Annotated in this window: 25 protein-coding genes; 6 read left to right on the plus strand and 19 right to left on the minus strand. The window is 61.4% G+C overall.

Going from position 1 to position 26,780, the window contains the following annotated elements:
- Window positions 1–61 precede the first annotated feature (61 nt).
- The 7 genes from OIM99_RS17055 to OIM99_RS17085 all read right to left on the minus strand — a co-directional run bounded on the left by OIM99_RS17055 (window position 62) and on the right by OIM99_RS17085 (window position 8,798).
- The gene (locus OIM99_RS17055; protein WP_311851640.1) at window positions 62–1,354 is read right to left on the minus strand and encodes a L,D-transpeptidase family protein; all 1,293 of its coding nucleotides are present in this window, start codon (window positions 1,352–1,354) and stop codon (window positions 62–64) included.
- A gap of 353 nt (window positions 1,355–1,707) precedes the next feature.
- Window positions 1,708–1,980, minus strand: a complete 273-nt coding sequence (locus OIM99_RS17060; protein ID WP_311851641.1) for a hypothetical protein — start codon at window positions 1,978–1,980, stop codon at window positions 1,708–1,710.
- Between the two features lie 215 nt (window positions 1,981–2,195).
- Entirely contained in the window at window positions 2,196–2,459 is a 264-nt protein-coding gene (locus tag OIM99_RS17065; RefSeq protein WP_311851642.1) for a hypothetical protein, read from the minus strand.
- A 98-nt stretch (window positions 2,460–2,557) separates the two neighbouring features.
- Window positions 2,558–4,378: an alkaline phosphatase family protein gene (locus tag OIM99_RS17070; protein ID WP_311851643.1), complete on the minus strand. Its 1,821-nt coding sequence runs from the start codon at window positions 4,376–4,378 to the stop codon at window positions 2,558–2,560.
- A gap of 101 nt (window positions 4,379–4,479) precedes the next feature.
- Complete coding sequence (locus OIM99_RS17075) at window positions 4,480–5,067, minus strand: hypothetical protein (protein WP_311851644.1); 588 nt, start codon at window positions 5,065–5,067, stop codon at window positions 4,480–4,482.
- Window positions 5,064–6,323: a YcxB family protein gene (locus OIM99_RS17080; RefSeq protein WP_311851645.1), complete on the minus strand. Its 1,260-nt coding sequence runs from the start codon at window positions 6,321–6,323 to the stop codon at window positions 5,064–5,066. Before OIM99_RS17080 ends, OIM99_RS17075 begins: the two co-directional genes overlap by 4 nt.
- A gap of 162 nt (window positions 6,324–6,485) precedes the next feature.
- Window positions 6,486–8,798, minus strand: a complete 2,313-nt coding sequence (locus tag OIM99_RS17085) for a cytochrome P450/oxidoreductase (protein WP_311851646.1) — start codon at window positions 8,796–8,798, stop codon at window positions 6,486–6,488.
- Window positions 8,799–8,943: 145 nt separating this feature from the next.
- On the opposite strand from OIM99_RS17085, the gene OIM99_RS17090 reads away from it, so the two are divergent.
- On the plus strand, window positions 8,944–9,921 hold the full coding sequence (locus tag OIM99_RS17090) for a tripartite tricarboxylate transporter substrate binding protein (RefSeq protein WP_311851647.1): 978 nt from the start codon (window positions 8,944–8,946) through the stop codon (window positions 9,919–9,921).
- 8 nt (window positions 9,922–9,929) lie between these two features.
- Window positions 9,930–11,525: a sulfatase-like hydrolase/transferase gene (locus OIM99_RS17095; RefSeq protein WP_311851648.1), complete on the plus strand. Its 1,596-nt coding sequence runs from the start codon at window positions 9,930–9,932 to the stop codon at window positions 11,523–11,525.
- A 12-nt stretch (window positions 11,526–11,537) separates the two neighbouring features.
- Here the strand turns inward: OIM99_RS17095 and OIM99_RS17100 are convergent, their stop codons facing one another.
- Both OIM99_RS17100 and OIM99_RS17105 read right to left on the minus strand, forming a co-directional pair.
- Complete coding sequence (locus tag OIM99_RS17100) at window positions 11,538–12,383, minus strand: IclR family transcriptional regulator (protein WP_311851649.1); 846 nt, start codon at window positions 12,381–12,383, stop codon at window positions 11,538–11,540.
- Between the two features lie 79 nt (window positions 12,384–12,462).
- Window positions 12,463–13,125 carry an isochorismatase family cysteine hydrolase gene (locus OIM99_RS17105; RefSeq protein ID WP_311851650.1) on the minus strand — a complete coding sequence of 221 codons (663 nt, stop codon included), beginning with the start codon at window positions 13,123–13,125 and terminating at the stop codon, window positions 12,463–12,465.
- Window positions 13,126–13,689: 564 nt separating this feature from the next.
- Here OIM99_RS17105 and OIM99_RS17110 point away from each other — a divergent pair.
- Complete coding sequence (locus OIM99_RS17110) at window positions 13,690–14,628, plus strand: helix-turn-helix domain-containing protein (RefSeq protein ID WP_311851651.1); 939 nt, start codon at window positions 13,690–13,692, stop codon at window positions 14,626–14,628.
- A 138-nt stretch (window positions 14,629–14,766) separates the two neighbouring features.
- Here the strand turns inward: OIM99_RS17110 and OIM99_RS17115 are convergent, their stop codons facing one another.
- From OIM99_RS17115 to OIM99_RS17130, 4 genes are all read right to left on the minus strand, one after another.
- Complete coding sequence (locus OIM99_RS17115) at window positions 14,767–16,425, minus strand: alpha/beta-hydrolase family protein (protein WP_311851652.1); 1,659 nt, start codon at window positions 16,423–16,425, stop codon at window positions 14,767–14,769.
- 81 nt (window positions 16,426–16,506) lie between these two features.
- The gene (locus OIM99_RS17120; RefSeq protein WP_311851653.1) at window positions 16,507–16,707 is read right to left on the minus strand and encodes a hypothetical protein; all 201 of its coding nucleotides are present in this window, start codon (window positions 16,705–16,707) and stop codon (window positions 16,507–16,509) included.
- A 65-nt stretch (window positions 16,708–16,772) separates the two neighbouring features.
- Entirely contained in the window at window positions 16,773–17,285 is a 513-nt protein-coding gene (ldtR, locus tag OIM99_RS17125; RefSeq protein ID WP_311851654.1) for a transcriptional regulator LdtR, read from the minus strand.
- 167 nt (window positions 17,286–17,452) lie between these two features.
- A complete protein-coding gene (locus tag OIM99_RS17130) occupies window positions 17,453–17,962 on the minus strand; it encodes a DUF6163 family protein (RefSeq protein WP_311851655.1) in 510 nt (169 codons plus the stop codon).
- A gap of 185 nt (window positions 17,963–18,147) precedes the next feature.
- On the opposite strand from OIM99_RS17130, the gene hemB reads away from it, so the two are divergent.
- On the plus strand, window positions 18,148–19,194 hold the full coding sequence (hemB, locus tag OIM99_RS17135; protein ID WP_311851656.1) for a porphobilinogen synthase: 1,047 nt from the start codon (window positions 18,148–18,150) through the stop codon (window positions 19,192–19,194).
- A gap of 71 nt (window positions 19,195–19,265) precedes the next feature.
- On the opposite strand, the gene OIM99_RS17140 is transcribed toward hemB, so the two are convergent.
- The 5 genes from OIM99_RS17140 to OIM99_RS17160 form a co-directional block, all read right to left on the minus strand.
- Window positions 19,266–19,712 (minus strand): hypothetical protein, encoded by a 447-nt coding sequence (locus OIM99_RS17140; RefSeq protein WP_311851657.1) that lies wholly within the window; start codon window positions 19,710–19,712, stop codon window positions 19,266–19,268.
- A gap of 136 nt (window positions 19,713–19,848) precedes the next feature.
- Window positions 19,849–20,946 (minus strand): site-2 protease family protein, encoded by a 1,098-nt coding sequence (locus OIM99_RS17145; protein WP_311851658.1) that lies wholly within the window; start codon window positions 20,944–20,946, stop codon window positions 19,849–19,851.
- Window positions 20,947–21,023: 77 nt separating this feature from the next.
- Window positions 21,024–21,191, minus strand: coding sequence for a hypothetical protein (locus tag OIM99_RS17150; protein ID WP_311851659.1), 168 nt, complete (start codon window positions 21,189–21,191; stop codon window positions 21,024–21,026).
- A gap of 58 nt (window positions 21,192–21,249) precedes the next feature.
- Window positions 21,250–21,897 (minus strand): class I SAM-dependent methyltransferase, encoded by a 648-nt coding sequence (locus OIM99_RS17155; RefSeq protein WP_311851660.1) that lies wholly within the window; start codon window positions 21,895–21,897, stop codon window positions 21,250–21,252.
- A 1-nt stretch (window position 21,898) separates the two neighbouring features.
- Entirely contained in the window at window positions 21,899–23,140 is a 1,242-nt protein-coding gene (locus tag OIM99_RS17160) for a DUF3419 family protein (RefSeq protein ID WP_311851661.1), read from the minus strand.
- A 177-nt stretch (window positions 23,141–23,317) separates the two neighbouring features.
- Between OIM99_RS17160 and OIM99_RS17165 the strand changes: the two genes are divergently transcribed.
- Window positions 23,318–23,776, plus strand: coding sequence for a hypothetical protein (locus OIM99_RS17165; protein WP_311851662.1), 459 nt, complete (start codon window positions 23,318–23,320; stop codon window positions 23,774–23,776).
- Between the two features lie 10 nt (window positions 23,777–23,786).
- On the opposite strand, the gene OIM99_RS17170 is transcribed toward OIM99_RS17165, so the two are convergent.
- Window positions 23,787–24,446 (minus strand): TetR/AcrR family transcriptional regulator, encoded by a 660-nt coding sequence (locus OIM99_RS17170; protein ID WP_311851663.1) that lies wholly within the window; start codon window positions 24,444–24,446, stop codon window positions 23,787–23,789.
- A gap of 160 nt (window positions 24,447–24,606) precedes the next feature.
- Between OIM99_RS17170 and OIM99_RS17175 the strand changes: the two genes are divergently transcribed.
- Window positions 24,607–26,778 carry a TonB-dependent siderophore receptor gene (locus OIM99_RS17175; RefSeq protein ID WP_311851664.1) on the plus strand — a complete coding sequence of 724 codons (2,172 nt, stop codon included), beginning with the start codon at window positions 24,607–24,609 and terminating at the stop codon, window positions 26,776–26,778.
- Window positions 26,779–26,780 lie beyond the last annotated feature (2 nt).

Raw genomic sequence — 26,780 nt, forward strand, 5'->3', positions numbered from 1 at the left:
CGCGAACAAAAAGCCCCGGACCTCTCGGTCCGGGGCTTCGTCGTTTCAAATCAAAGAAAGCTTAGCGAATCGGCGGCAGCAGATCCTCGTCAGCCGCATTGGCATTGTTGATCGGGGCGCTCTGCGCCACCGCACCGCCGCCGAAACCGTCGCGGCGATAGATGTCGTCGCGGAACTGAACGAGATTCTCGTTCGCCCAGGCGGTGACATAGACCCAATAAACGTTGACCGCCGGCGTCAGGCGCACGTCGATGCGCTGGCCCGAACGGATCGCTTCGTCGATCTTGTCACGATCCCAGCCCGGATTGTCCTTGAGCAGCCAAGCGACATAGTCGCGCACGTTCTGCACGCGCACGCAGCCCGAGGAGACGAAACGATAGTCGTCGCCGAAAATGCCCTTGGCCGGCGTGTCGTGCATGTAGACGCCATGCGGATTGGCGATGTCGATGCGCACGAAGCCGAGCGAATTGATTTCGCCACCAGGATCCTGGCGGAACATGTAATTCGTGGCTTCGTTGGAGTTCCAGTTGACCTGCGCGGGCTGCAGTTCCTGGCCTTGGCGGGTGAAGATGCGGATCTTGTTCTCGGTGAGATAGTTCGGATCCTGCTGCATCTTGGGGATCAGATCCTTACGGATGATCGAGGCAGGAACCGTCCAGAACGGGTTGAAGTTAACCGACAGCGCACGCGCCTGCATGACCGGCGACTGACGATCGATCTTGCCGACACCGGCCTGGTGATGGGTGGCGATCTGACCGTTCTCGACCGTCTCGACGGCGGCGGCGGGAATGTTGAGGGTGACGAAGCGGCTGCCGAGATTGCCGGAGAAAGCACGCAAACGCACCAGATTGATCTCGAGCTGGCGAATGCGGGTCTGGATCGGCACGTTCATTTCGGTGAACGTCTGCTTGGCGACGACGCCGGTCTGGCCGATGCCATGGCGCGCCTGGAAGCGACGCACGCCGGCTTCCACATAGGAGTCGAACACCGGAGAATCGCCGGCCTGCCGGTCGAGGTCGCCGGTGATGATCAGGCGCTGGCGCAGGGCCACGACGGCCGGGCCGCGCGAACCAATCTTGAGCGTGGCATTGGACGGCACCGTCTGCCAGCCGCCGCGCGAAGCGAGCTGCTGGTACTGGGCAATGGCCTGTTCGGTGCCGGACATCGTCTGCTGCGACAGCAACGGGGTCTCGGACCGCGGCACGCGCAGGCGCGCATCGCCATCGAATTTCTGCTGCCATTCGGCCTGGCCCGTATCGAAACCGTCGGAAGCCGCGAAGGCGGAAGCCAGGGGGAGCCCCAGCGCCGCGCCTGTAAAGCCCAAATTGAAGGCGCGCCGCGAAATTGATTTCATGTTGTCACCCAAAGCCTTGCTCCAGAAACTTGAATCACCGTTATAAAAAACGCTCGCGAAAAGCGGGCGCGATTACACGGGAACTGAACCTCGTACCGGTACGTCTGCCGTGCGTTCAACACTCCGGCGACCTGCAAAACCGCCGCGAACAACGGTGATGTACCCTGATATGCTTAAAAAGGAACGAACAGTCGGGCCAAATTAGGGCGGCCGCGCCGCATATGCGGAACACAAGCTTGTGAAAGACCGTTAAAGATCAACGGTGTGATCAATGTCACACAGGAAAGGCCCAGGATAGTCAGTTTCACCTGACCTATCCAGATGTTTTTGCCAGACGTTTTTGGAAGCGCGACTTAAGCCGCTTCCGAAACCGAGCCGGCTTTGGAAGCACCCCGGCGGCGCAGCAGCAGCGACGTCTCGGCCAAGAGCTGGCCGTCGTCGAGCCGGGCGCGGGCCCGCATATGTTTGAAGAGATGATCCATGACGCCGGCGAGCCGGGCGTCACCTTGTCCCTCGGCCAAGCGGGTGGCGGCAGTCCGGACGGCTTCCGCTTCCACGGTGAAATTTTCTTCGGCCGAATTCAGACGCTGCGACAATTGCACCAGTCGGGTAATGCGGTCGTTCATATGAGCCTCCGCCTCTCCGTGACGCGTTCTGCCGGTTTTGGATATGGCTCTTGATGGCCAGCCCTGGCGATCCCTGCATTCAACGCGCAATTCAAGCGCGCGTTGCAGGCACCATCAACTAAAAAGTTGGAAATCTGATGACAGTCATCGCTCGTGTTGAACTCAAATAAGCGCGAAAAAACCATATGAAATAAGAGCTTTCGCGGCTGCCGATATCAGGCAGCCTGCGCGTGATCGCCGCGCATCTTCTCGGCGCGCAGAATGAAAGCGGCTTCGGCTAGTGCCTGCCCCTCTTCCATCTTGCCCTGGGCACAGAGCCGGCGCACCAGCACGTCCACCTTGACGGCGAGCCACACGTCGCAGCGGTCGCGCGCCAACTTTTCGGCGGCGTCGCGCGCAACACCAGCATATTTGCGGTCGTCGCCGCCGGCCTCCCAGAGCCGGTCGGCGATCCGATTGAGATCGTCACTTCGGGTCATGCAGCACTCCCTTATCTTGAGACAGAGCATGACAGGAGGGCAAAAAGATGTGCCGTTTGTCACAAAACTGCAGCAGCCAACCCCTGCCCTCACTGACCTCAACGCCGGCTAAGCGGCTGATCCGGCAGGCCGAGCGTGCGGCCGGGATAGCCGGCGGCATCGAAATAGCGGGTCGTGCCGACAACCTGCATCGCCACTTTCGTGACCTGGCCACGGGCATCCGGCGCCGAAACCTGCACGGTCGACTGCCATTTCGGCATGCCGCCATTCGGCATCGCCTCGCTGGTGACGCGACCGACGAGCTTGCCCACATCCTTGATATGAAGCCCCAGAATGCGCGCCATGGTCTTGCCGATGTCCGCATTGCTGACGGGCGCCGGATCGACGAAGGCCTTGCGGAAATCCGGCCCCAGGGCGCCGCCGATAATGGCCGTATCCGAGCGGCTGAAACTGCCGTGCATGCCCTGCCCCTGCTGCAGCACCGTATCGGCCACTTCCACGCCGCAGGTCAGCGGATCGGCGCAGCCGGTCGAGAAACTGCGGAAGTTGACGACGATCGAGGGAATCGGCGTGACGGCCGAGCCTTTTAGATCGATGGCGGAAATCGGCAAGGTGCCGGGAATGGGGCCGAGATCGTCGGAAACGAACAGGCCGCTGACGTAATCCTGCGCCGACAGAATATCGACGACCTGGCGCGCCAGATTGCGATCACCATCGGGAATGTAAACGAGATCCGAGCCGCCATTGGCCGCGACCACCACTTTCGGATGCGCCTGATCGCCACCGATCAAGGCATTGCCCTTCGAAGGATGGGCGCCTGTGGCAATCGACACATATTTGGCATCGGGGTCGAGCACCGGCATGTCGAGCCCGTGAGCGAGATCGATAGCCAGGAAGCCGATCGGCAGGAAGTCGGGGAGCACATCCTTATAGCCCTGCGTCGCGGCAAAGCTGGTCGCGCTCTCCTTCGAAATGGTCGAGAAGCCGTGGTCCGCCGTGATGATGACATCGGTCGTCTCGTCCAGACCGAGCGTCTTGAGCGTCGCCAGCAGTTCCGCCAGATCATGATCGGCATTGCGGATGGCGGCAAGCGATGTCGGGCCATTGATGCCGGGGATCAGCCGGTTGAGGCTGTCGCCCTGATTGTGCTGAGTGCCATCGGGATCGCGCGACCAGAACACCAGCATGAACGGCTTGGCCCGCACCTTGAACAGCGGCAGCACCACTTTCGTCGCCGCATTGAGGAAATAGTCCTGCTGCGTGACATTGGCCTGCAAGGTGCCAGGCTTCTGCATGTCGCCGACCTGGCCATTGTCGCCACGGCCCGGCGCTTCGAGCGCAAGACCGGCCGTCTTCAACCGCTGCTGCACCTCGGCGCTCAGCGGCACGCCGCCCGCCCGGCCGGTCATGTCGTCGATGGTGACGGTCTGTCCGCCGGACCGTTCAGTGTGATCGAAGATCAAGGCCGGGCCGAGCTTGCCGACGGTCGCCGTGCTGATGCCGGCCTGACGCGCCGCCTTCATCACGGTTTCTTGATTGAGATAATCGCCGGCAAAATGCTCATCGACATCGGCCAGCACCGGATCGCTTTCGAGGAACGGCGTCAGGCTAGTGCCCGCACCGGGCACCTGAAAGCCCGCATCGATCGTATTGCTGAAATCGCCGGTGTCGCCGAGCTTGTGACCGGTCGCCATGGCCGAGGCATTGGCGGTGGTGAATGTCGGAAACATCGAATGCGTGTTGGTGAAATGCACGCCCTGCTTCCACAGCGCGGCGATGGCCGGCGCGGTCTTCTCATTCACCATGCCGGGTCGCAGACCATCGGCGACGAAGAGCACGACATTGTGCGGACGATCGGCTGCAACGGCGGCTTGCGCAAGGGCGCACAGCGCCCCCAGAGTGAGAACTGAGCGACGCATGAGAAACTCCGTTAGGAGACAGAGTTTGTCCCCCGTAGCGGTCGTCTGTGACAGTTTTATTGCAGAGTTGACGCCAGCCGTGCGGCGATCAGCCTCTCCATTCAGTGCGCGCCAGCGGCTTTCAAGGCCCGCAGCTTCAAGCTCGTCAAAATCCGCAGGCCGTCCTGATGGCGAACCGCGCCAGTCTCGCAGGATTTGCAGATGGTGCCGACATAGAGACCGTTCACGACGGTTTCGGCGAAGAAGCCGGATTTATAATTGTGGCGCGCATCGGTCTCGACCCGATACCAATCCCGCTCGCCGATCTTGACGAGCTCCAGCGGCTTCAAAATCTCAGCATCGCGGCGCGTATTCCGCAGCACGGCGCGCAGCCGCAAATAGCGTTGGAAAGGCGATTCATAAAGCGCACGCACTTTGGCCGCATCGTCATCACCTTCGATCGGCTTGCGACGCATCAGCACCGTGCAGGTCTCCTGGGTCTTCTCACAAGCCTCGGTGGCGCAAATCAATTGCACGCGCCGCAGTCCATCGGTGCCGAGCTTACCCTGCTCGGGGCCATCGACACGCCATCCCTCCGGCAGATCAATCATCAAATCGTAAGGCAGTGACACGGTCTCGGCATGCGCCACCGGCAAGACAAGCAAGACACCAGCAATGGCACGTGCGACGACAAGGGCGAGAGTCCTCATGCCGTTTCCCCTATCTTGTTGCCGGCCGTCTCGATGTGATCTTTGACCAGCCGCTCGAAAATCGCCAGACGATCGCCATCCAACGCACGCATCGGCACGGTCAGCGGCTCGCCCAGGCGCAAGCGAAGCAGAAAATAATCATCCTTGCGTTCAAGGCCGTCGAAAGCGGCCCAACGAAAGCGATTGTGCAGGCCGTCCTGCAGCGTGTCGAGATGATCGACATAGAAACGGAATTCCGTCTCGTAGTATCGCAAGCGCTTATGCAGCTGCTTGCTGATCTGACGGGCATGCGATCGCCTCATCCAGGGATGAAGCAGGACGATCACGCCGATGATGGCCCAGAAGCCGAGAATCCATTTCCAGAAATCGGTGACGAACATTTCGGCAAAGAGCGGTACCGTATAACGAAGCGGGACGCGCTGCGGATCCAGCAGCCAGGCGAAGACAATCAGCAGAGGCGGAATCGCCGCGGCGACAAGGAATGCCATCGCGAAACCACGCCAGCGTCGCCGTCGCATTCCGGGTCGTTCCTGCTGCCACGTCAGCGTCGCGGCGCGATCGGCTTCCGTCGGCACGAAACGGATCGTCAGGTTCGGTTCGCCGGATGTCTCACTTTCAGGGGCCGGCAACGTCGTGCCTGGACCGTCCACATGGCAGAGCGATGCCCAGGCCTTCAGCTTCTCCACCTGATCCGGCGAGAGCTGCGGCTTCGGCAAAACGATCACGTCCTCAATGTCTTTGAGTTGGATGAAGACATGGCCAGCGGTTTCCGCGATGCCACCAAGACGCCGGCAAGCAGTCACGCTGGTCTGATCGGCAGTCGCCGAAACAAGACCGCCGGCCTCGAATCGATAGTGTCCCGTGAAAGGTTGATCGAGCTTCTCGTCGCGATACCAAAGCCGCAACCGACGGCGAACGATAGCAGGCTGAAGAAGATAGTAGATCGCCGCCGGCACCAGGATAAGCGGCAGCGGCAAGCCGGGGATGCCGGTCAGATCGGAAAAGAATCGTGTGGCGAAGGCTTGCAAACCGTCCTTGCCGCTTCCCTCCCAGGCTTGAAAACCCATGACGAAGAGCAGGACGATCACGATCCAAGCCAGAACCATCAGCCAGCGGCGCCGCGCGGTGGCAAAGAGATCGCGATAGAGAAAAAGCGCCGCTGCGATCCGGTCTTCGAGCGTGATCGTGGCATCGATGGCGAAAGGTTCCGGCGAAGCGGCTTCACTCGGTCGAGGAACGGCCGGTAAAATACCCATTCTGCGCTATCTTGCCTTCATCCTGCCGCACGCATGCTTTGCGCGCGGCTTCACGTCGAACCTATCAGTCCTGACATTGACGTTGCAATGTGCGTTCGAGACGACATCGCCGAGACAAAACAGTTACACCAACATTTCAAAGGCATAGACTGTGCGATTGGCTCACAGCGACAAAGTCAATTTGCCCTGTCGTGCTCGCGAGCAACAAGCCATCATACGGCGATTCTCTGACCGCTCGACGCGTGTCAGCACCATATCGCGATGATCGACATCGCCCTCGATGACACCGACTTCGCATGAGCCGCACAAACCCTCCTCGCAATCGCAGGCGACATCGACACCGGCGGCATGCAGCGCACGCAGCAAGGTTTGATCTGGCGCCACGTGCAACGTGCGGCCGGAATCGCGCAGTTCGACTTCAAAGGAAATCTCCTTCGACGGATCGAGCAGCAGGCCCGATCCGCTGAAATGTTCCACATGCAGACGGCCATCGGGCCAGCCTTCGGCCAATGTCTCGATCTCGCTGAGCAGACGTTCGGGACCGCAAGCATAGACCTGCCAGCCCGGTGCCAGAGCGTTCATGACGGCTGCAAGGTCGAGCCGGCGCCCTTGCGACTTGCAATACTGATGCAGGCGCGCGCCATGATCGCGCAGGACGCGTTCGCTCAAAGCCATCTCGTCCGGCGAACGTCCCGCATAATGAAGTTCATAAGGCTTGCCGAGCGCCTTCAAACGGTCGGCCATCGCAATGATAGGCGTGATGCCGATACCGGCCGCGATCAGCACGGCACCCTCAGCCGTTTCATCGAGACGGAAACGGTTCGACGGCCCGCGCGTGCGCAGGATCATCCCTTCCTTGACCTGATCGTGAATGAACTTCGACCCGCCGCGTCCGCTCTCCTCGCGCAAAACGGCGATCTCATAGGTTGGAGATGCCGGGTCGCCGCACAGCGAATATTGCCGGTCGAGACCATCGACGACCACATCGATATGGGAACCCGCGGTCCAGTTCGGCAGATCGCGCCCATGCGGGTCTTCCAGCACCAGCCGTATTACCTGATCCGTCTCGTGATGGATCTGTTTGACACACAAGGGCCGCGCGATCTCGCGCTTCGACGGCGCGCCGATCTTGAAATCCTGATGCCGGCCCAACAACGCTGGATCGCGACGCTCCGGATTTTCCTTCGGATCCCACGTCACCCACAAATGTTTGGGGCCCCGGAAAGACGTGTTCGGCAGAAACTCGAATGTCTGCGGCTCCATCCGCATATGCGGCAGCCGCTTGATGAACTCTTCGAGGAAGATGCGGATTTCCATGCGGGCAATATTCTTGCCCATGCATTGATGGCTGCCATAGCCGAAAGAAAGATGATCGATCGCATTGCCGCGATGCAGATCGAGACTGAAGGGATTTTCGAACTGCCGCTCGTCATGATTAGCCGAGGCCATGACGATGAGCAGCTTCGAACCCTTCGGAATATCGACGCCGCCGACTTTCGTATCCGCCGTTACCAGGCGCCGCCAGGCGACGATGGAACCGGCGCGGCGTAGGCATTCCTCCACCGCATTGGGAATGAGACCCGGATTTTCGCACAGCTCGTTCCAGGCATTGCGATCCGACAGCAACAGGCGAAAGGCATTGGTCGCGGCATAGGACGTGGTTTCATGCGCCGCGACGAGGATCGCCATCATCATCGAGCGCAGATAGGATTCCGTCACCACATCGGGATGTTTGTGGTGCTGACGGATGGAGAAATGCATCCAGCCGGTGCCAGAGGGATCGCGCATCATCTCGTCGAGAATGCGATTGGCCGCCTGCCAGAAACGGCCCACCGTATCGGCGACGCCCAATTGCTCCTCGCGCGTCGGCCGCCCCCAGGTGTTGACCGTATGCGCGACGGAAAACTGCCGCAGCTCGTCGATGCCGTCCTGCGGCACGCCGAGGAAGTGCAGCGCGACGGTCAGCGGTATTTCGCGAAAAATATCGTCGACGAGATCGGCGCGGCCCTTGTCGATGAAGCGATCCATATATTCGCGGGTCAGGCGGCGGATGTCCGCTTCCTGCTTCTTCAATTCGTCCGGCGCGAAGGATTCGATGAGCAGGCGGCGACGCTGCATATGCGCCGGCTCGTCCTCGTTCACCATCGTGCGGTCCATGGCATAGCCATATTGCGCCAGGATGGTCTGCGCCTCCGGCGGCGCCGGCGTGATCTTCTCCAGCACGATCGACGGCGAGAACAGAATGTTGTCGCGGAAAATGTCCTTCACGTCCTGATAGCGCGTCACCACCCAGTAGCCGAGCTTCGGACTGTAGAAGACCGGCTCGCTCTCCTGCGCCCAGCGCAGCGCCTCCGCCGGATCGATTTGATACGGCCCCTCGAAGGCATCGAAAGCGGCGGCGTGATGGGACACCGGACAGCCGGTCGGCGATATCTCACCGGAAAACGGACAAGAGGCCGTGGCAGTTTGCGTCATGGCGGCGTTCCCTACCCTCGTTTTGCCGGCCATTTTCCGCCGGACTGGACAGAGGTCAATTTACGATATACGTAATCAATTACGATTTTATCGGGAAGTCAACAGATGCCGCCGCATGGCGTCTGGCTCAGGGAGGGAAGACACCATGAAGTTCCAGCGCTCGTTTTCGTTTTGGCTCGGTCTGGCCGGAACGGCTTTCGCCTCCGCCGCGGGCGCCCAGGACTATCCGCGCAAGCCGATCATTCTCGTGGTGCCCTATGCCGCCGGCGGCCCCGCCGACACCGCGGCGCGCCTGTTGGCGGAACCTTTCGGCAAGGAGATCGGTGAGCGGGTTCTCATCGAGAACAAGGTTGGCGGCGGCGGCACTTTGGCCGCGACCTCGGTCAAAGGCGGAACGCCCGACGGCTACACGCTGTTGATGGCCGGCGAAGGCCCGATGTCGATCAATCCGCATATTCAAAGGAACATCCCCTACAATCCCGCGACCGATTTCGTGCCCGCCGCCATCTTCGCCGCCGGCGGTTGCAACGTCCTCGTCGTCAATCCGAAATTCTCCGCCGCCACGTTGAAGGACTTCGTCGCCCTCGCCCGCAGCAAGAGCGGCGAGATCATGTATGGTGGCTCGGGCCTCGGCACGCCGGCGGAAACCGTCGCTATCGAGTTTCAGGCGAGCGCCGGTGCCAAGATGCAGAAAGTGCCCTACAGCGGCTCGGGCCCGGCTTTTCAAGATGTGATCAGCGGCCACCTCGACGCGCTGTTCGTCTCGGCCGTCTCCGCCGTCGGCGCCATCGAAGCAGGCACCGTGCGCGCGCTCGGCGTCTCCACCGCCAAGCGTTGCGATGTCCTGCCCAATGTGCCGACCTTCCGCGAAGGCGGCGTCGATCTCGACACCGGCTATTACTGGTTCGGCATTTTCGCCCGCTCCGGCACGCCGCAGGAGATCATCGACAAGCTCAACGGCGCCATCAACCGTGCCACAGCCTCGCCGGGCTTCGCGGATAATCTGAAAGTGCATTCGCTGGCGCCGCAATCCCTTTCGGTCGCCGACAGCGCCGCCTATGTCCGCCGCGACATGGACGAATGGGCGAAGAAGATCGAACGCCTGCCCCAGATCAAGCAGTAAGACCGACCATGCCTGCCAACCGCAAGAACATCCTGTTCATCACCACCGACCAGCATCGTGTCGATCATCTCGGCTGCTATGGCAATCCGGTGATCGCCACGCCGCATATCGATGCGCTGGCGGCACGCGGACGGCGCTTCACGCGCAATTATGTCGCCTCGCCGATCTGCATGCCCAACCGCGCCACGATGATGACCGGCCGCATGCCTTCGGTGCACGGCCTGCATTGCAACGGCGTGCCGTTGGCGCTGCGCAGCAACACCTTTGGCGATCTGCTACGCGCTTCCGGCTATCGCACCGGGCTCGTCGGCAAGTCGCATCTGCAGAACATGACTGGCCTGCCGCCTGCAACCGTGACGCCGCAGACCGATCGAACGCTGACGCCACCGCCCGTCGCCCTCGGCGAAACCGAAAAGGCGATGTGGAGCGACGGCCGTTACGACGAGGAAAGCCTGAAACGCTGGCAGAGCGATCCGAAGCCGATCCCAGGCCCCTACTACGGTTTCGATCAGATCGAACTGTGCACGATGCACGGCGACATGGTGCATGGCGACTATGACGGCTGGCTGAAGCAGCGCCTGCCCAATGCAGACGTCGCGCGCGGCCCCGCCAACGCCTTACCGGACGATCGCTATACGGTGCCGCAGGCCTATCGCACGCGCGTGCCCGAAGAGTTTTACCCGACGCGCTACATCCAGGAGCGCACCATCGCCCGCATCGAAAGCCTGGCGCAGGACGATGCCCCCTTCTTCCTGCACTGCTCCTTTCCCGATCCGCATCACCCGTTCACGCCGCCTGGCCGCTATTGGGACATGTACGATCCCGCGAACGTGCCGCTGTCGCCGATCTCCGGCCATCCAGCCGATCATCCCATCATCACGCGCCTGCGCGAATTGCGGGAAGCCGGCAAGGCCAAGACCTTGGGTACCGTGCCTTTCGTCGTCGATGTCGAGGAAACCCGCCAGGCCATTGCCTTGACCTATGGCATGATCACCATGATCGACGATGCGGTCGGCGCCATCGTCGCCACCTTGGAGCGGCTTGGTCTCGCCGACACCACCACCGTCATCTTCACCAGCGACCACGGCGACTTCATGGGCGACCACGGCCTGATGCTGAAATCATCGCTGCACTACGATGGCCTGGTGCGCGTGCCATTGATCTGGTGCGATCCCGACGAAAAGAACGGGGGCGCGGCCATCGATGCGCTGACCAGCACCATCGATCTGGCGCCCTCCTTCCTCGACACGTCAGGGCTTGCGCCCTTCCACGGCATGCAAGGCCGCAGCCTGCGCCCACTGCTGCGCGATCCAAAAGCCGATTGGCGCAAAGCGGTGCTGATCGAGGAAGACGGCCACGAAGCCTTTCCCGGCATCGAGGGCCCGCTGCGCACGCGCTCCATCGTCACGCAACGCTATCGCATGAGCATTTACGACAAGCTGCCGCTCGTCGAACTCTACGATCTCCGCAACGATCCCTTGGAGCAGACCAATCTCGCCGACACGCCTGAGGGCGCACGAATCCGCGCTGATCTGTTTGAAGAGATGTCGCGCACCATGATGGAAATGTGCGACTGGAGCCCCTTCCCCACCGGCCGGGCCTGAAACTCGGCCGCTTCACACTTTGAAGCTACCAAGCCGCACAGAGAGATCGCGCGCCACGTCGAGCACGGCAAGCGCGGTTGGGCCATCGAGGCGATCGTCGAAACTGCCCGTGGGGCCAAGCGTCGTCAGCGCGCAAGCGAGATCGCCCTCGGCGTTGAACACCGGCGCGCTGAACGACTGAATGCCGATCAACCTCGCACCATCGACAAAGCCGATGCCACGCTGGCGCACGCCCTCGAACAGCCGATAGGCCGCCTGTTGCGTGGTCGCCAATGCCGGCGGCGAGCCTTCGCGCGCCCGCGCCAGTTCGGTGGTCAGCACCGGCTCCACTGCGTCCTTCGGCAGGAAAGCGCCGAACACCAGTCCCGTCGCCGATCGCAACAGCGGCAGCACCGAACCGATCCGCGCATTGACCGTCACCGGCTGGCTGGCATCGACGCGTCGCACCACCGTCGCGCCATGGGCGCCCCACACCGCAAGCAGCACCGTCTCGTCGATGCGATCGCGCAGCCGATAGAGCGCGTTGGTCGCCTCCTCCATCATGTCGAGGCGGCCGATCGCCACCAGCCCGACGCGGATCGCCTGCGGCCCCAGCGTATAACGCTCGGACCGCTGATCCTGTTCGACGAAACCGGCCCGCACGAGGCTGACGAGATAGCGATGCGCCTTGGCCGGCGCCATCTGCGCATGCGCGGATAACGCCGACAAGGTCAGGTCGCCGCCATTCTCGGCCAGAGTGACGAGCAGATTGAGGCCGACCTCGGCCGATTGCACGCTGCCTTTATCGGTTTTGGTGGTGAGCGAGGTCGCGCTCACCTGGCGCCGTGCGGCGGGTTTACCCTTGGTCGGTGTGCTCAATGTCGGGCCTGATCGCGAAAGCCATGCATGGTGAGGACACTAGCATGGCCGCTCGCAAATCGCATAACCCATTCACATGTCAGCCGGCTTTGCGCAGCGTCACCGGCGCACCCTCGACCCGGGTCAGACATTCGTCCGCCGTCATCACATGAGCGGTGGAGAAGGCGAGGATGGTGAGCGTCGCACGATGCACGTCGGCAGCCGTCATCGCGCCCTGCCCAACGTCGGGATAGTCGAACGTGCCGGTGCAGTCGGACAGGAAGACCACTTTGTAATTGTGGAACATGGCATCACGCGCCGTCGCGTGGCAGCAATTTTCCGTCGTCGTGCCGGTGACGATGACGGTCTCAATGCCCCATTCACGCAGGATGATGTCGAGATCGGTGCCGAAGAAGCCGCTGTAGCGGTGCTTCTTGATGATGTGCTCGCCCGCCGCCGGAGCCAGATCGTTGTAAATCTCCGCGCCAGTGGAGCCGTCGACCAGCGAGGAGCGGTCGGCGATCGGCCCATAAAGATCGTCGTAGAGGCCCATGTCGCTGCCATCCTTGCGATGCACATGCGCCGTATAGATGATGCGGATGCCCTTCTCGCGATAAGCCTTCAACGTCTGCGCCAGTTTCGGCACCATGTCATGGGCCTGTTTCGATTGCAGTTTGGCGCCGTCGGCGACGAAATCGTTCTGCATGTCGACGACGATGCAAACGGTCTTGGCCGGATCGAGACTATTGACCTGATAAGGCATGAAAACCTCCCGCTTTGATGCTCTTGCCTAGCACCGCGCGCCGCGAGCGCGCTTGCCTGCCACGGCCAGTTTTTGGTCTCTGCGTGCCAAAGATCGCCTCGCCCACGATGGCATCAGCTCAGTTGAAGATGCAGAAGCCCTTGTGTCGCTTGGCTCAACGCAAAGGAACGTGATCTCGGGCATGCCCTTGACAGGGACTTGCATGGGGTCGTTCCTCAGAATTCCGCTGCCCCCCTCCCCTTTGCGCCACGGCGGCCCGCGCCTCACTCACTCCGGCTTAATATAGGCAGGGAGGGCGGCGGATTTATGGAAGGCCGCGGCCTCTGTGTCATCCCGGACGCGCTGAAAGCGCGATCCGGGACCCAGGGGCGTGCGGTAGAATGCAAGCAGCGATGCGGTCACGACGCAAGGTTTCACCGTTTGCCCCTGGATCCCGGATCGCACCTGCGGTGCGTCCGGGATGACACCAAGGCTGCGAAATCACCCAAATGCGTTTGGCCGGAATCTTGCCAGAGCCCGGCATCGCGGGCTTAATGCACCCCGTTCACGCGTCGGAGAACGCCCATGTCGGCTCACATCCTGGATGTCACCGCCGTCAAACCCAGCGACGGTTTCGATCACTGGCATCAAGTGACCTGCCGCGATTTCTCGCGCACCGAATGCCGCCGCACGCCGCAGGCCTTTCGCGCGCGCATCGCCATCCGCCGCTTCGGCGCGCTGCATATCAACGACATCTGGTCGGCGACACCAGACAGCGAGCGCATCCACGTCACCCGCAGCCCGCAGGACATCAGCAAGGACCCCAGAGACTATTTCATGCTGTGGCTGTCGCTCGGCGGCGAAACGATCTTGAGCCAATGCGGCCGCGCGGCGCCGCTGCACCCCGGCGACATGGTGCTACACGACCAGTCGCAGCCGTTCGCTTTAGAATTCGGGCCGCGCGCCCGCGCCATGATGGTCTCGATCCCAAGGCCTCTGCTCACCGCGCGCCTGTCAAACGCCGAGACATTGGCGGCGCGCGCCATTCCGCGCGCGTCGAAACTCGGCGCCCTCTGCGGCAGCTTCATTCGCCATATGACGGATATCGACGATGTCGCCGACACGGTGGTGGAGCGACTGAGCCAGTCGGCCCTCGACATGTTCGCCACCACATTGGAAAGCGAACTCGTCGCCGAGGCGCCACGCGGCGACCCGCGCCTCGAACGCGCCAAAACCTACATCTGCGCCCACCTGCACGATCCCGACCTCGATCTGGAAACCATCGCCAAAGCCCAGAACATGGCGCCGCGCACCTTGAACCGCCTGTTCGCGGCGGAAGCGACGACGCCGATCCGCTGGCTCTGGCAGCAACGTCTCACCTTGAGCTATCGCGCACTCAGCGAAGGCAAGGTGCAGCAGGTAACGGACGCGGCGCTGACCTATGGCTTCAGCGATCTCTCCCACTTTAGCCGCGCGTTCAAGGCGGCGTTCGGGAAGACGCCGCATGAGGTGAAGCGGAGATAGCGGAACAACCGTCATTGCGAGCGAAGCGAAGCAATCCAGAAGTCAAAGGCTCGCCCTTCGGCATCGCAGGCATTCTCGTTCTAGCACACGCCCCTGGATTGCTTCGTCGCTACGCTTCTCGCAATGACGGTTATCCCGTCACTTCTTCCCTACCCGCTTCGCAATAAAAAATTCCTTCAACCGATCCGTCTCCACCGGCGACCAATAGTCAATATTGGCCACTTCCTTCCAGGCATCGATATAATTCTCCGCCGCATAGACATGGCCGAATCCAACAGGCGCGGTCGTCGCCACGGCGAGATCGAGCGCCAGTTGCAGGAAGGTGACGACCGGATACCAGCGCAGCTCCGGCGAGACATCGGGGCCGCGTGGCGTCTTCATCCAGTCGGGCTGGCGATAGAAGGAGGCGGGATCGAAGAAGGTGATGGGGTCGCTGGCATATTGCAGATAGACGACGCGCAACGGCCCCCAATGGGCATCCTGGATTTCCAGCGCGTTCTCCTGCGCGGTGAAGCGCACATAAGAACCGTCGCGGAATTGCGGCAGCCATTCGGGCGTGCCGGGATTGCGGCGATTGGTGATCGAACGCCAGATGCGGCTGGCGAAGGGCGGCCCGGCCAGAAGCTCGCCCTGATAGGGCTCGCCTAAAACTTCGAACAGATCGTTGGAGAGTTCGGTCGACAGCGAGCCGAGGCTCAGTCCGAACAGATAAAGGTTGGGCCTGCCGTCGCGCGGCAGGTTGCGCCAATAGCCATAGATTTCGCTGAACAGAGCGCGCGATTGTTCGGCGCCATAGCCGGGCTCGACGAGAAGCGACATCCAGCTCGCGAGATAGGAATATTGCGCGGCGACGCTGGCGATATCGCCATGGTGCAGATATTCGATCGGATCGATCGCCTGTTCGTCGACCCAGCCGGTGCCGGTGGGCGTGATGATGACAAGCGTCTTGCGATTGAAGCCCCCCGCCCGCTTCAACTCCTCCAGCGCCAGGCGCGCCCGCTCCTGCGGCGTCGCGCCGGATTCAAGCCCGACATAGACGCGCACCGGCTGTTTCGCCGGCTCCTTGGTGAAGGCATTGATATCGGCGGCGCTCGGCCCTGTTGCGATATAGGAGCGGCCCATGCGGCCGAGATCCTTCCAGCGCACCAGCGATGCGGCGCTGCCGGTCTTCGTCGGATCGGTCGGCGCCTGCATGTCGGGCGGCATTAAGGCATCGAGCCGCTGAAACGAACTGTCGAGCACGCGCAGCGCATAACGGAAGATGACGCCATTGGCGGCCGACCAGAACAAAAGAACGGCGATCGCCGTGCCCACCACATAGGACATACGTTTCGGCACGACGCGATTGAGCTGGCCGGAAATGAAATAGAGCAGAAGATTGAACAACCGCGCCAGCGCGATCACCACGATGAAGGTGAGAAGCGCGATCGCGCCGACCTCGAAGGGATGGGCCGTGTCCACCGGGTCGAGATGCATCAGCCGGCGGATCGAATTCTGCCATTCGGCCGCCTGCCACAGAAAGGCCAGGCCGATGAGGCCGCAGACGACCGAGGCGACGATTTTCGAAATATATTGGGTGCGCGCGTTAAATTCCGGCAGTTCCAGATAGCGCCAAAGCCAGCGCAGGAAAAAGCCCAGACCATAACCGGCGGCGGCGGCCACACCGGAGAGCACGCCTTGCGTGAGATAGTTGCGGGGGATCAGGGTCGGCGTGAGGGACGCCGCGAAGAACAGCGTCGCCAGCAGCAGACCGGTCATCGAAAAGGAAGACCAGAAACGAACGAGCCAATTCGGCATTCACCCCGCCCCTTCAATCATTGGCCCTGGCAGAGCCGGCGTCACTCCATCTATCGAGGATCGCAGAAAGAAACGGGTGCGTCACCGCACAAACGAAATGTAAAGCACGCCGCCAATCATCGCGCCGAACGCAGCGATGACGACGACCCCAGCCATCAGGCCAGCAAGACGCCCAGAGAGACTGTTCGGGTCGACGTGACGCTCGTCCTTTGCGATGGACTCCGCAGCCCTAACGCCGAGAAGGACGAACAATTCGCCAAGGAGATTGAAGAGAAACTCCATCACTCCCCCTTCTCGCAAAAACAGCCCCTCAAGGGGGCTGCTTTCACGGGGAACTCTTTTATTTTCTACAGACGGTAACGGATCTGATCGGTCCAGAAGCGCTCGAGGCGCACCAGGGCCTGGTTCATGCGGACGAAATCTTCCGCCTGAATGCCGCCAATCTGCTCGACTGTCAGGACATGCTTTTCATAGAGTGCGGCGACGACGTCGTGCACTTCCTTGCCCTTGTCGGTGAGGCTGATGCGCACCGAGCGGCGATCCACGCGGGAACGGGCGTGGTGCAGATAGTTCATCTCGACCAGTTTCTTGACGTTGTAGGAGACGTTGGAGCCGAGATAGTAGCCACGCGTGCGCAGTTCGCCCGCCGTCAGTTCGCTGCCGCCGATGTTATAGAGCAGCAGCGCCTGCACCGCGTTGATGTCGCTGCGGCCACGACGGTCGAATTCATCCTTGATGACATCGAGCAGGCGGCGATGCAGCCGTTCCACCAGCGTCAGGGATTCCAGATAGGCGGGGCGCACCTGCGCGGTGCGCTCGGCCCGGTTCTGGGACTGTTCAGACTTCAAAGCCGTACTCATTTTCATCACCCCGTTAACACCTTGCCCGGCCGGTCTCTGCCGGCTCGTTGGTAAGGAACATAGGTTGAGCGAATGAAGACGAGTTTAAATAACAGAATGAATCCCAGATTTACCCTTTGGGCTTCCGCGATGCTTAACTAACCGCCTGTTTTTTGAGTAAAAATTACCTAACTTCCCGAGCGTTTGAAGCGTCCCATAAGCGGTCTGGGACGGCCTCCATAACGTGCCTCGGTTTCCCGAGAAGCCAGATAAGTCAGTAGGAAATAGACAAAAATCAGGGGCGCATAGAGGGCCATCAGCAGGCCCCCGGCGTTGGGGAAATCGGGCACGAAAAGCGCTGCCAGCGCCTCCCCCAAAGCCACCACCAGCCACAGAACCCCACCCCAGGGATTAGCCAACCAGAGGCCGGCGGCCGCCACGACATCCACGACGGCCAGAACGGCGATGGTGGTATTTAAGCTTTCCGGCAGGGTTGCAGTGCCTCCGGCCGGGAAAAGTAACTTCATCCAGTTAATGAGGCCGAGAACCATCCACAGGGCGGCCAGGGCCCGCATGTAAACCACCAGCATGATGGCCCAGCGCAGCGAGGCGCGGCGGCGGCGTTCCGCCTCCGGCCCGACCTGGATGGCCTCGCGGTCGTCGAATGGGTCTGATCGGTCCGCCTGGACGATCGGCATGCGCAAACTCCGGACGCACCATATGAATCGGTGCGGAAGGGGGATTTCCGGATAGAACCGACGGTTCCCCGCGTCAACGCGTCGGTTTTGCCAACCTGGGCAACATGATATTGCCTGCGGTTAAAGCAGCGATTTCCAACTGGAAAATGGCGACCGAATGGCCGGCAACCGGCAAGGAGCATGAAATGGCGTCGAAAACAGGCCGGAAAGCCCCCGTCAGCAAAATCGGCCAGGATGCGCCCCGCCTCGATCTGACCCACCGCCCCCGCCGCCTGCGCCGCACCGACTGGACCCGCCGGTTGACCCGCGAAAATGTCGTCACGGTCGACGACCTGATCTGGCCGATTTTCATCGTCGACGGTTCCCGCCAGCGGATTCCCGTGGAATCCATGCCGCTGGTCGAACGTTACTCGGTGGACGAGGCGGTGCGCGAAGCCGAACGAGCCGCCAAACTCGGCATCCCCGCCATCGCCCTCTTTCCCAATACGGACCCGAAACTGCGCGACGAGGACGGCAGCGAGGCTTTGAACGACGACAATCTGATCTGCCGCGCCTGCCGCGCCATCAAGAAGTCGGTTCCCGAAATCGGCCTGCTCACCGACGTGGCGCTCGACCCCTACACCAGCCACGGCCAGGACGGGCTGATGCGCGGCGATGAAATCCTCAACGACGAAACCGTCGAAGTGCTCGTCGGCCAGGCGCTGACGCAGGCGCGCGCCGGCGCCGACATCATCGCCCCCTCCGACATGATGGACGGACGCGTCGGCGCCATCCGCCGAGGGCTCGACGCGGAAAATTTCCAGCATGTGCAGATCATGGCCTATGCGGCGAAATATGCCTCGGCCTTCTACGGCCCGTTCCGCGACGCGGTGGGCTCCGGCGGCCTGCTGAAGGGCGACAAGCGCACCTATCAGCTCGATCCCGCCAACTCGGACGAAGCCCTGCGCGAAGTCGAGCTCGATCTCGACGAAGGCGCCGACATGGTGATGGTGAAACCCGGCCTGCCCTATCTCGACATCATCCGCCGCGTCCACGAAACGTTCGGCGTACCGACCTACGCCTATCAAGTGTCCGGCGAATATTCGATGATCATGGCGGCGGTGGAACGCGGCTGGCTCGACCACGAAAAAGCCATGGCCGAGAGCCTCATTGCCTTCAAGCGCGCCGGCGCGAAAGGCGTGCTGACCTATTTCGCGCCGTTTATCGCCGAGAAGCTAGTGAAGGGGCTCTGATTTAGAGCCTCGTGTCATCCCGGACACGCGAAGCGTGATCCGGGATCCAGGGGCAACAGGCCTAAATCCAATTATCTCGGCGAGTCAGTCGTCGACATGTTTTTCGTCGGCGTCCGCGGGCCAGGCACGCTGATCGGCGCCCGCGAGTTGTTACGCGCTCCCGCATCGGACGTGGACATATCCTTCGGCGGGCTCATGCGGCCAGGTGCACTCATCGGCGCCCTTGAATTGGTGGCTGCCCCCGCATCGGAATTCGTCATATCCTTGCGCCCCATCGCGCGGTTGCCGCGCATGGGGGTGCGCCGCATCGACCGATGGCCGCGCATCATGTGATGTTTCTTCATCGCACGACGATGCATCATCCGCTCATGGCGCGTCATCGCCGCCGGAACGATCTCGACGTCCCCTTGCGTCGCCATCGGCGCGAAGCTGAATGGGGCCGCTGATGCAATGGACGGCAACAGCGAAGCTGAGCTTAGAAAAGCAGCCACGAACGCGAATTTGGAGATGGTCTTCATGGTGAACGCTCCCTCTGGGTCGGCCGGTGTGACCGAATCCCATTACGGTGCGCCTACCCCGGTAGATCAGCAGGGCGACCCTCACTCTATCGTGATGGCTACTTCAGCGGTTTTAGGGAACCAAAGCCGCGCTTCTTCATTTACGCCCGAAATTCCATTCCGGACGCGCGCTGCGCACCATCATCATTTCCAGAACGTTCTGCGTCGTCAGCATACCCACCGCACGGCCTTGTTCGTCGATGACGCTGATTGCCGGTGCGCCGGTCGCGTTCAGCGTGCGCAGAGCGCTGTCGAGACTGTCGCGTGGGTGAACGCTCGGCGCACCGGCGTTGATCGCCTCGCTCACCGGCGCATCCGGCGTCTTGGTCTTCAAGGCCGAGAGCAGATCGTCACGAGTCAGCACGCCGATCGGCTTGCCGAAACCATCGACCACCGGAAATTCATGCTGCGATGACGACAGCAAGGTCTCGACCGCATGGCCGAGATCGGCCTCGACCGGAATGGTGAGAAACTTCGTCTCCATCGCATCGGCAACGGAAAGACCGGACGTCGTGTTCTGCAACGTACTGCCCTGCGCCTCGGCCGCGGCGGCCATGTAAATGAAGATGGCGATGAAGACGAGCAGCGGATTGCCGAAGAGGCCGAGAAATCCCAAGAGCAACGCAAAGCCTTGACCGATGCGCGCTGAAATCTGCACGGCGCGGCGCGGGTCCATGCGCATGGCAAGGATAGCATTGAGCACGCGCCCGCCATCCATCGGAAAAGCGGGAATGAGATTGAAGATGGCGAGGAACAGATTGGCGCTGGCGAGCCGCGCGATCAGATTATGCCGCCCATCCTCGATCTGCGCTAGTTGCTGCACGTCGGTCGTCGCGCCCAAAGCGAAGATCAGCACCAAAGCGATGACCACGTTCACGGCCGGCCCGGCGATGGCCACCCAAAGCTGTTCCATCGGCTTTTCGGGCATGCGCTCAAGCTGCGCCACGCCACCAATCGGCAGCAGGGTCACATCGGGCGTCGCGATGCCGAAACGGCGCGCCATGAAGATGTGGCCGAATTCATGCGCCAGCACGCAAGCAAACAGCAGCACCATGAAAGCGACACCATTCCACGCCGCATCGGAACCGCCCGTGCGCCACGAGGCGAAGCCGATCCACAACAAGAACAGCAGGAATGTGATGTGAATGCGCACCGCCGTTCCGGCGATGCGCCCGATCATGACCGACCAACCCATGGCACGCCTCGTTGCTTACGCGGCCATTATGGCGCGCGAGAAACGCTCGAGGCAATTGGTCGGGAAGAGTTTATCCCTCACTCCGCCAAACGCCGAACGCTCTGGCGCACGCCATCGACGGTCTTTTCGAATTGATCCCAATTGACCAGCCGGCTTTCCGGGCCGCCGGAGCCCGTATGGTCGATGACCCAGGCTACACCGATGGTCAGGGCAATGCCGAAAATGAGGCCGATGAGAAAACGCATGGCAGTCTTCCTAAAAACGATCTAGGAAGCCAACGGCCTTCTTATTCATTTGGTTGCATCAGGCCCCTGGGCCAATATGTCCCAGGAAGGCATAGCCGCGATAGGGTCGTTCGAACTTCGACACACGGCCACGCGCCACGGCCTGCCGGCCAAGCTCGTCTTCCAGATCGAGGCGCGGCGTCACCGAAAAGGCGGCCAGCCATCGATAAAGCGCCGCCCGGAAGGTCTTGGGCAGACCGCTCTGATCGCCGAAGTCGGCGACGAACAGCTCCCCCTCCGGCGCCAGCACGTCGCAGCCCCGCGCCAGGGCTTCCCGCCACGGTGGGATCATCGACAAGGTATAAGACATGAAGACGCGATCGAAACTGCCGCGCCCAAACACCTGCTGCGGATCGAACAGGGCCGCGTCGGCCGGCGCCAGCATGATGCGTTTGTCGAGGCCGGCATCGCGAACGGCGCGCCGCGCATTGGTCAGCATCACCGACGAAATGTCGAAGCCGTAGAAGCGCGCGCGTGGCCAACGCCGCGCCGCGGCAATGAGATTGCGTCCAGTGCCGCAACCGATCTCCAGCACCGTTCCGCCGGGCGGCGGATCGAGCGCCGCGATCAATCTGTCGCGGCCGAGCAGATAAGGCTTGCGCGTCAGGTCGTAGATCGGCGCCTGCCAACGATAGATGCGATCCATATGTTCGGCGGCGCCGGACATCTCACGCAGCCCGCAAGGTATAGAGATGGAACGCGCCATAGATCGACGAGCGATCGCGGGCGCCCAGCACGCGGCTGCGGCTCTTTTCATAGGTCCAGCGCGACAGGAGGCGCTCGGGGATACGGCCCGGCAGCAGACGCTCGTCGGCAGCGGTGCGGAAGATGACTCGCGCGCCCGGCCGCGCCGTGCGGGTGATCTCTTCCCACAGTTCGGTGAGATCGACATCGCTCATCCAATCCTGCGCATCGAGCAGCACGTAGCAATCGGCGCTGGCGCCGGGGCTCGTGTGCAGGAAGCGCGTCATCGATTGATGGCGCACGTCGACGCGGCTCGCTCGCGTCCGCACCGTTTCGAAATGGCGCTGCTGTAGATAAGGCGGCAGGCTCGGATTGCTGCCGGTGTCATAGCGACGGCCGAAGGCCTGCCAGGCAAAGTAATTGTCGGCGATGTCGAAGTCGCAGCACAAAGTCTCGAGCCGCTTCTTCAAGACAACAGGCATGCCTTCTTCGCCGGCCAACGCACGGTATTGCGCCGGCGGAATGCCAAGGCCGTAAAGCGAAGCCGGATTGGCGACGATGCGACGCAATAGGAAGCTGTCGAACACAGGCGCATAATGTTTCTCGAAAATCTCCCGCTGCTCCTCGCGCGTGGTCGCTTTCAGGATGCGCTTGGGATCGCAGCCATGCAGGCGCGCCACCAGATGAGCGGCCCCGATGAAGGAGCCGAGCAGACCCGTACGGTAGAAGCCGCGCGAGAAGGCACCGATGCGGCGACGGCCGGACAGACCGCGCTTTTCCCAATAGCGCTGCGACGTCTCGTCGAGCTCCGATCGAATATGCTGTTCATAGAGACCAACATTGTCGCGACGATCGGCACTGCCGAAGAAGCGGTAGAATTCCTTATGGCCTGGCAGCGTGCGCACCGCCGTCAGCTTCAGCCGATTAAGCGCAATATGCGCGCCATTGAGATCGAGCGCGGTAATCTTGGCGGGCCCGGCCACGAGATAGCTCATCACATTGCAACCGCCCGAGGCGATCGTCACCACATGATCGGTGGGGCGGATCGCCAGCGCGTCCATGTCGACCACTGGATCTTCCCAGATCTGCGGATAGACCAGACCGCGAAAGGCGAATGTGAACAGCCGTTCCATCGCTCCTTCGCGCGACAACGTACCGTTGCGATGCACGGCCTGTTTGAGATTGCTCGTGGTGTGGCGGCGAACCGCGGCGGCGACGTCGGACAAGGGCTGGCTCCCGAACTGACGGAGCCTGCGCCCCGCTCATTGTGCGAGCCGGTTATGCGAGTCGCATGACGCTCACGCGTCGCCCGTGTGACAGGAGCATGTCGCGCGTCACCGGACTGAAGCGACCCACAGGGAACATTTGTTCACCCAGATCGTTATCTTCGGGGATTTTTGATCATGCGAAATTTATTTTCTTTTATTGTTCTGATCCTTACGGCAGGCGCCTCTTTTGAAGCAGCCGCACAAACCAAGCTGCTCACCCTCAAAGGCTCCTGCCAGCATCTCTCAGGCCCTGGGCTGAAAAGCGGCACATGTCACGATACGCTGATGAACACGTCCTATCCCGATGGCCGTTCAGGCCTTTATTTCGTCAGCCACGACAAGCAGATCGTCACCTTCAGCGGAATGGGAAAAAATCAGATCAAACAAGGTGAGGATGCCGTCGTGCAACCGATCGACCTGATCGTTTTCGGAAACAAGGGCAACACCCGACGGCTGCAAGCCGTAGGCTCCTGCCGTTTTACCAACCCCTATACAGGCAGAGCCACGGTGGAATGCGAAGCCACGGCGCAGACCGGTCAATATCGCGCGTCATTCATCTCCGACGGCAGCACGCCGACCGTCCTCGACCGATGAGCGGGTCCCGTCAGCGCGGCTGGGCACCCGACATGAACAAAGCCCATGCCTTTTCGAAATAAGCATCCTGATCGGCGGTCGATGCATAAGTCGATCGGCCGAGCATCGCTTCATTGGTCGGACCAACAACGACGGCATTGATCAGCTGCATGGCGATGAACGTCGGATCTCCGGCCTGCAAAATGCCGGCGGCTTGAGACGCGGCGACGATATCCACCAGACGCTGGAAGATCGGATCGCCCGCCGCCGGCGATGACGATTCCGTTTTGAGGCCGGCCTCCGTGAAGGCGATACGCCGCAAAGCGACAAGCTCCGGATCGAGATTGATCGTTAGAAACCAGCGCGCGATCCGCTCTAGCTGGGTCCTGGGCTCACCCTTTTCGGCCAAAACCACATCGTCCAATCGCTCCAGCACCTTGATCCGCAGACGCTCGACGACGGCGTCGAACAACGCCCGCTTCGACGGATAGCGACGATAGATCGTGTCCTTGCCGGCCGCACAGGCCAGGGCGACTTGTTCGACCGAGGTGGCGGCATAACCCTGGTTCGCAAACATCGCCCCGGCGGTCGCCAGAATCTGATCGGAGATTTCGCCCTCCCGGGCTTTGGTGGGGCGCCCGCCCTTACCGACGCGTTTCGGAGGGCGCTTGTTCTTAACCGCAGCTTTCATCTTCGTTCCTGATCGATGGCCCTGAGAGATGAGCCAAGACACCTACATAATTCAAATAATTCTAAATAAGAACATGAAATTACTCATTAATTAACTGGACAGTATCGTCCCGTTTCGTTTATGGGCTCTCCCCGTGGGCTATAGCGGGACGAGAGACGGCATGGCAATTCGGAAGTCGGTTCGAAAGTTGAACGCAGGACTCGCGGCGATCGCCGCCACACCTGCCCTTCTGGGCACGATCGCTGTCGCGCAGGACCGCGCGGATGGCAGTTCGATCACCCTCGACACCATCACCGTTGATGGTCAGCGCACCGACGGGCGGGACACATATCTCCGGCCAAATTCCGGTTCGGCGACAAAGACACAAACGCCCGTTCTCGAAACGCCACAATCGATCACGGTCATCACGCGCCGGCAGCTGGACGATCAAAATCCGCAAACCGTCGGCAATGCCTTGCGCTACACGGCCGGCGTTCTGTCGGAAATTGACGCCACGACGCGCTACGACAGCTTGTTCATTCGAGGCTTCGGCGGCTTCGGAACGTCGACCGATTATGTAAGCTTCCTCGACGGCCTCAAACTGCCGCGCGGGCAAGGTTTTGCGACACAGCAGATAGATCCGTTTCTTCTCGACCGCGTCGAGGTGATCAAGGGCCCCTCGGCGCTTCTCTACGGACAGATCAGCCCCGGCGGCCTGGTCAATCAGGTCAGCCGGCAGCCAAGCACCATCCCCTACAACGAATGGCGCGTCGAAGCCGGCAGCTACGGCCGCGTGCAATCGGGCGTGACGAGCCAGGGTGCGATCGATAAAGACGGACGCTGGAGCTATAGCCTCAGCGCCATCGGGCGCCTCTCGGGCACGCGCTACAACGGCGTCGACGAGCAACGCATTGGCGTCGCGCCTGCCCTGACCTGGCGGCCCACCGCCGACACAAGGCTCACGCTCTCAGGCTATTATCAGCGCGATCCGGAAGGCGGCTATTTCAACTCGCTCTATGCGCTCTCCCTCGCGCCGACCTTCGCATCACTTCTCAACCGAAAGCTGAATGTCGGCGATCCGACATTCGATCATTTCAAGCGCGAGCAATACGGCATCGGCTATAGCTTCGAACACCGCTTCAATCCTTTTGTCAGCGTTCATTCGAGCCTGCGTTATTCGGGCATCGAGACCGACATGCAGTCTCTGCAAATGTCCGGTCTGGCGATCACGCCAGCCGGACTGCTGCCGCGACATGCCGTCGGCTCCATAGAGAATGCCAGCGGCCTGTCCACTGACAATCACGCCAAGTTCGATTTCCAGACCTGGGGGATCGGACACACCGTTCTGGCCGGCATCGACTATCAGAACAGCCGCAGTTCATGGAACTACAGATACGGTGCCGCCAGTTCACTCAACCTCTTGGCTCCGGTTTACGGATTGCCGGTCGGCCCGTTCATGACATTGATCAACAATCGGCAGACCCTGTCGCAAACCGGCATTTATCTGCAAGACCAGGTGCGCTTCGGCGGCTTCCACCTGACGCTTGGCGTCCGTCACGATTGGACTGAGCAGAAGACCGACAATCACCTCACCGTCAGTTCCCAGTCGCAGTCGAGCCAGAAGACCAGTTATCGCGCCGGCCTGCTCTATCTGTTCGACAATGGCTTGGCGCCATATGCCAGCTATTCGACCTCCTTCGAACCGGTCGTCGGTGTGGATGCGAATGGAGCGGCCTTCAAGCCGAAGGATGCCGAGCAATTCGAGGTCGGTGTCAAATATCAACCTACATTCATCAACGCTCTCTTCACGCTGTCGGCCTTCGACATCCGCCAGAAAAATGTTCTGACTCCAGGCGCCGTTCCCGGTTTCAATGTACAGCAAGGCGAAATTCGATCGCGCGGCCTCGAATTCGAAGCGCGCGGCCAGGTCATCGACAACCTCGAGGTCATCGGCGCTCTGACGCTCCTCGATACCACCGTCACCCGCTCGACAAACCTCTCCATCATCGGCAATCGGCCACAAGCCGTCCCGACCTATTTCGGCTCTCTGTGGGCCAATTACAAAGTGACATCCGGCGCCTTCAACGGTCTGACGATCGGCGGCGGCATCCGCTTCGTCGGCGCCAGCTTTGCCGATGATGCCAATACGATCAAATCGGCGGCCTACACCGTTGTCGACGCCGCGCTACGCTTCGATCTCGCAGCGCTTCATCCGACACTTAAGGGCGCCGAAGCGACGTTGAATGTGACCAATCTGTTCGACAAGGATTATTACACGAGCTGTAGCTACAATTTATATTGTCAGTTCGGCTCTGGCCGGCAGATCCTCGCCGGTCTGCGCTATCGCTGGTGAGC

This window comes from Methylocella sp. CPCC 101449 (genome assembly GCF_031921685.1).
Classification (GTDB): domain Bacteria; phylum Pseudomonadota; class Alphaproteobacteria; order Rhizobiales; family Beijerinckiaceae; genus Terripilifer.

Excerpts from the sequence above, each read along its gene's own strand:
- OIM99_RS17065 (WP_311851642.1), bottom strand. The coding sequence starts at position 2,459 with ATGACCCGAAGTGACGATCTCAATCGGATCGCCGACCGGCTCTGGGAG.
- OIM99_RS17070 (WP_311851643.1), bottom strand. The coding sequence starts at position 4,378 with ATGCGTCGCTCAGTTCTCACTCTGGGGGCGCTGTGCGCCCTTGCGCAA.
- OIM99_RS17150 (WP_311851659.1), bottom strand. The coding sequence starts at position 21,191 with ATGCGTTTTCTCATCGGCCTCATTTTCGGCATTGCCCTGACCATCGGT.
- OIM99_RS17085 (WP_311851646.1), bottom strand. The coding sequence starts at position 8,798 with ATGACGCAAACTGCCACGGCCTCTTGTCCGTTTTCCGGTGAGATATCG.
- hemB (WP_311851656.1), top strand. The coding sequence starts at position 18,148 with ATGGCGTCGAAAACAGGCCGGAAAGCCCCCGTCAGCAAAATCGGCCAG.
- OIM99_RS17140 (WP_311851657.1), bottom strand. The coding sequence starts at position 19,712 with ATGAAGACCATCTCCAAATTCGCGTTCGTGGCTGCTTTTCTAAGCTCA.
- OIM99_RS17120 (WP_311851653.1), bottom strand. The coding sequence starts at position 16,707 with ATGGAGTTTCTCTTCAATCTCCTTGGCGAATTGTTCGTCCTTCTCGGC.
- OIM99_RS17165 (WP_311851662.1), top strand. The coding sequence starts at position 23,318 with ATGCGAAATTTATTTTCTTTTATTGTTCTGATCCTTACGGCAGGCGCC.
- OIM99_RS17055 (WP_311851640.1), bottom strand. The coding sequence starts at position 1,354 with ATGAAATCAATTTCGCGGCGCGCCTTCAATTTGGGCTTTACAGGCGCG.
- ldtR (WP_311851654.1), bottom strand. The coding sequence starts at position 17,285 with ATGAGTACGGCTTTGAAGTCTGAACAGTCCCAGAACCGGGCCGAGCGC.
- OIM99_RS17110 (WP_311851651.1), top strand. The coding sequence starts at position 13,690 with ATGTCGGCTCACATCCTGGATGTCACCGCCGTCAAACCCAGCGACGGT.
- OIM99_RS17115 (WP_311851652.1), bottom strand. The coding sequence starts at position 16,425 with ATGCCGAATTGGCTCGTTCGTTTCTGGTCTTCCTTTTCGATGACCGGT.
- OIM99_RS17090 (WP_311851647.1), top strand. The coding sequence starts at position 8,944 with ATGAAGTTCCAGCGCTCGTTTTCGTTTTGGCTCGGTCTGGCCGGAACG.
- OIM99_RS17095 (WP_311851648.1), top strand. The coding sequence starts at position 9,930 with ATGCCTGCCAACCGCAAGAACATCCTGTTCATCACCACCGACCAGCAT.
- OIM99_RS17080 (WP_311851645.1), bottom strand. The coding sequence starts at position 6,323 with ATGGGTATTTTACCGGCCGTTCCTCGACCGAGTGAAGCCGCTTCGCCG.
- OIM99_RS17175 (WP_311851664.1), top strand. The coding sequence starts at position 24,607 with ATGGCAATTCGGAAGTCGGTTCGAAAGTTGAACGCAGGACTCGCGGCG.
- OIM99_RS17155 (WP_311851660.1), bottom strand. The coding sequence starts at position 21,897 with ATGTCCGGCGCCGCCGAACATATGGATCGCATCTATCGTTGGCAGGCG.
- OIM99_RS17060 (WP_311851641.1), bottom strand. The coding sequence starts at position 1,980 with ATGAACGACCGCATTACCCGACTGGTGCAATTGTCGCAGCGTCTGAAT.
- OIM99_RS17145 (WP_311851658.1), bottom strand. The coding sequence starts at position 20,946 with ATGGGTTGGTCGGTCATGATCGGGCGCATCGCCGGAACGGCGGTGCGC.
- OIM99_RS17170 (WP_311851663.1), bottom strand. The coding sequence starts at position 24,446 with ATGAAAGCTGCGGTTAAGAACAAGCGCCCTCCGAAACGCGTCGGTAAG.
- OIM99_RS17105 (WP_311851650.1), bottom strand. The coding sequence starts at position 13,125 with ATGCCTTATCAGGTCAATAGTCTCGATCCGGCCAAGACCGTTTGCATC.
- OIM99_RS17130 (WP_311851655.1), bottom strand. The coding sequence starts at position 17,962 with ATGCCGATCGTCCAGGCGGACCGATCAGACCCATTCGACGACCGCGAG.
- OIM99_RS17075 (WP_311851644.1), bottom strand. The coding sequence starts at position 5,067 with ATGAGGACTCTCGCCCTTGTCGTCGCACGTGCCATTGCTGGTGTCTTG.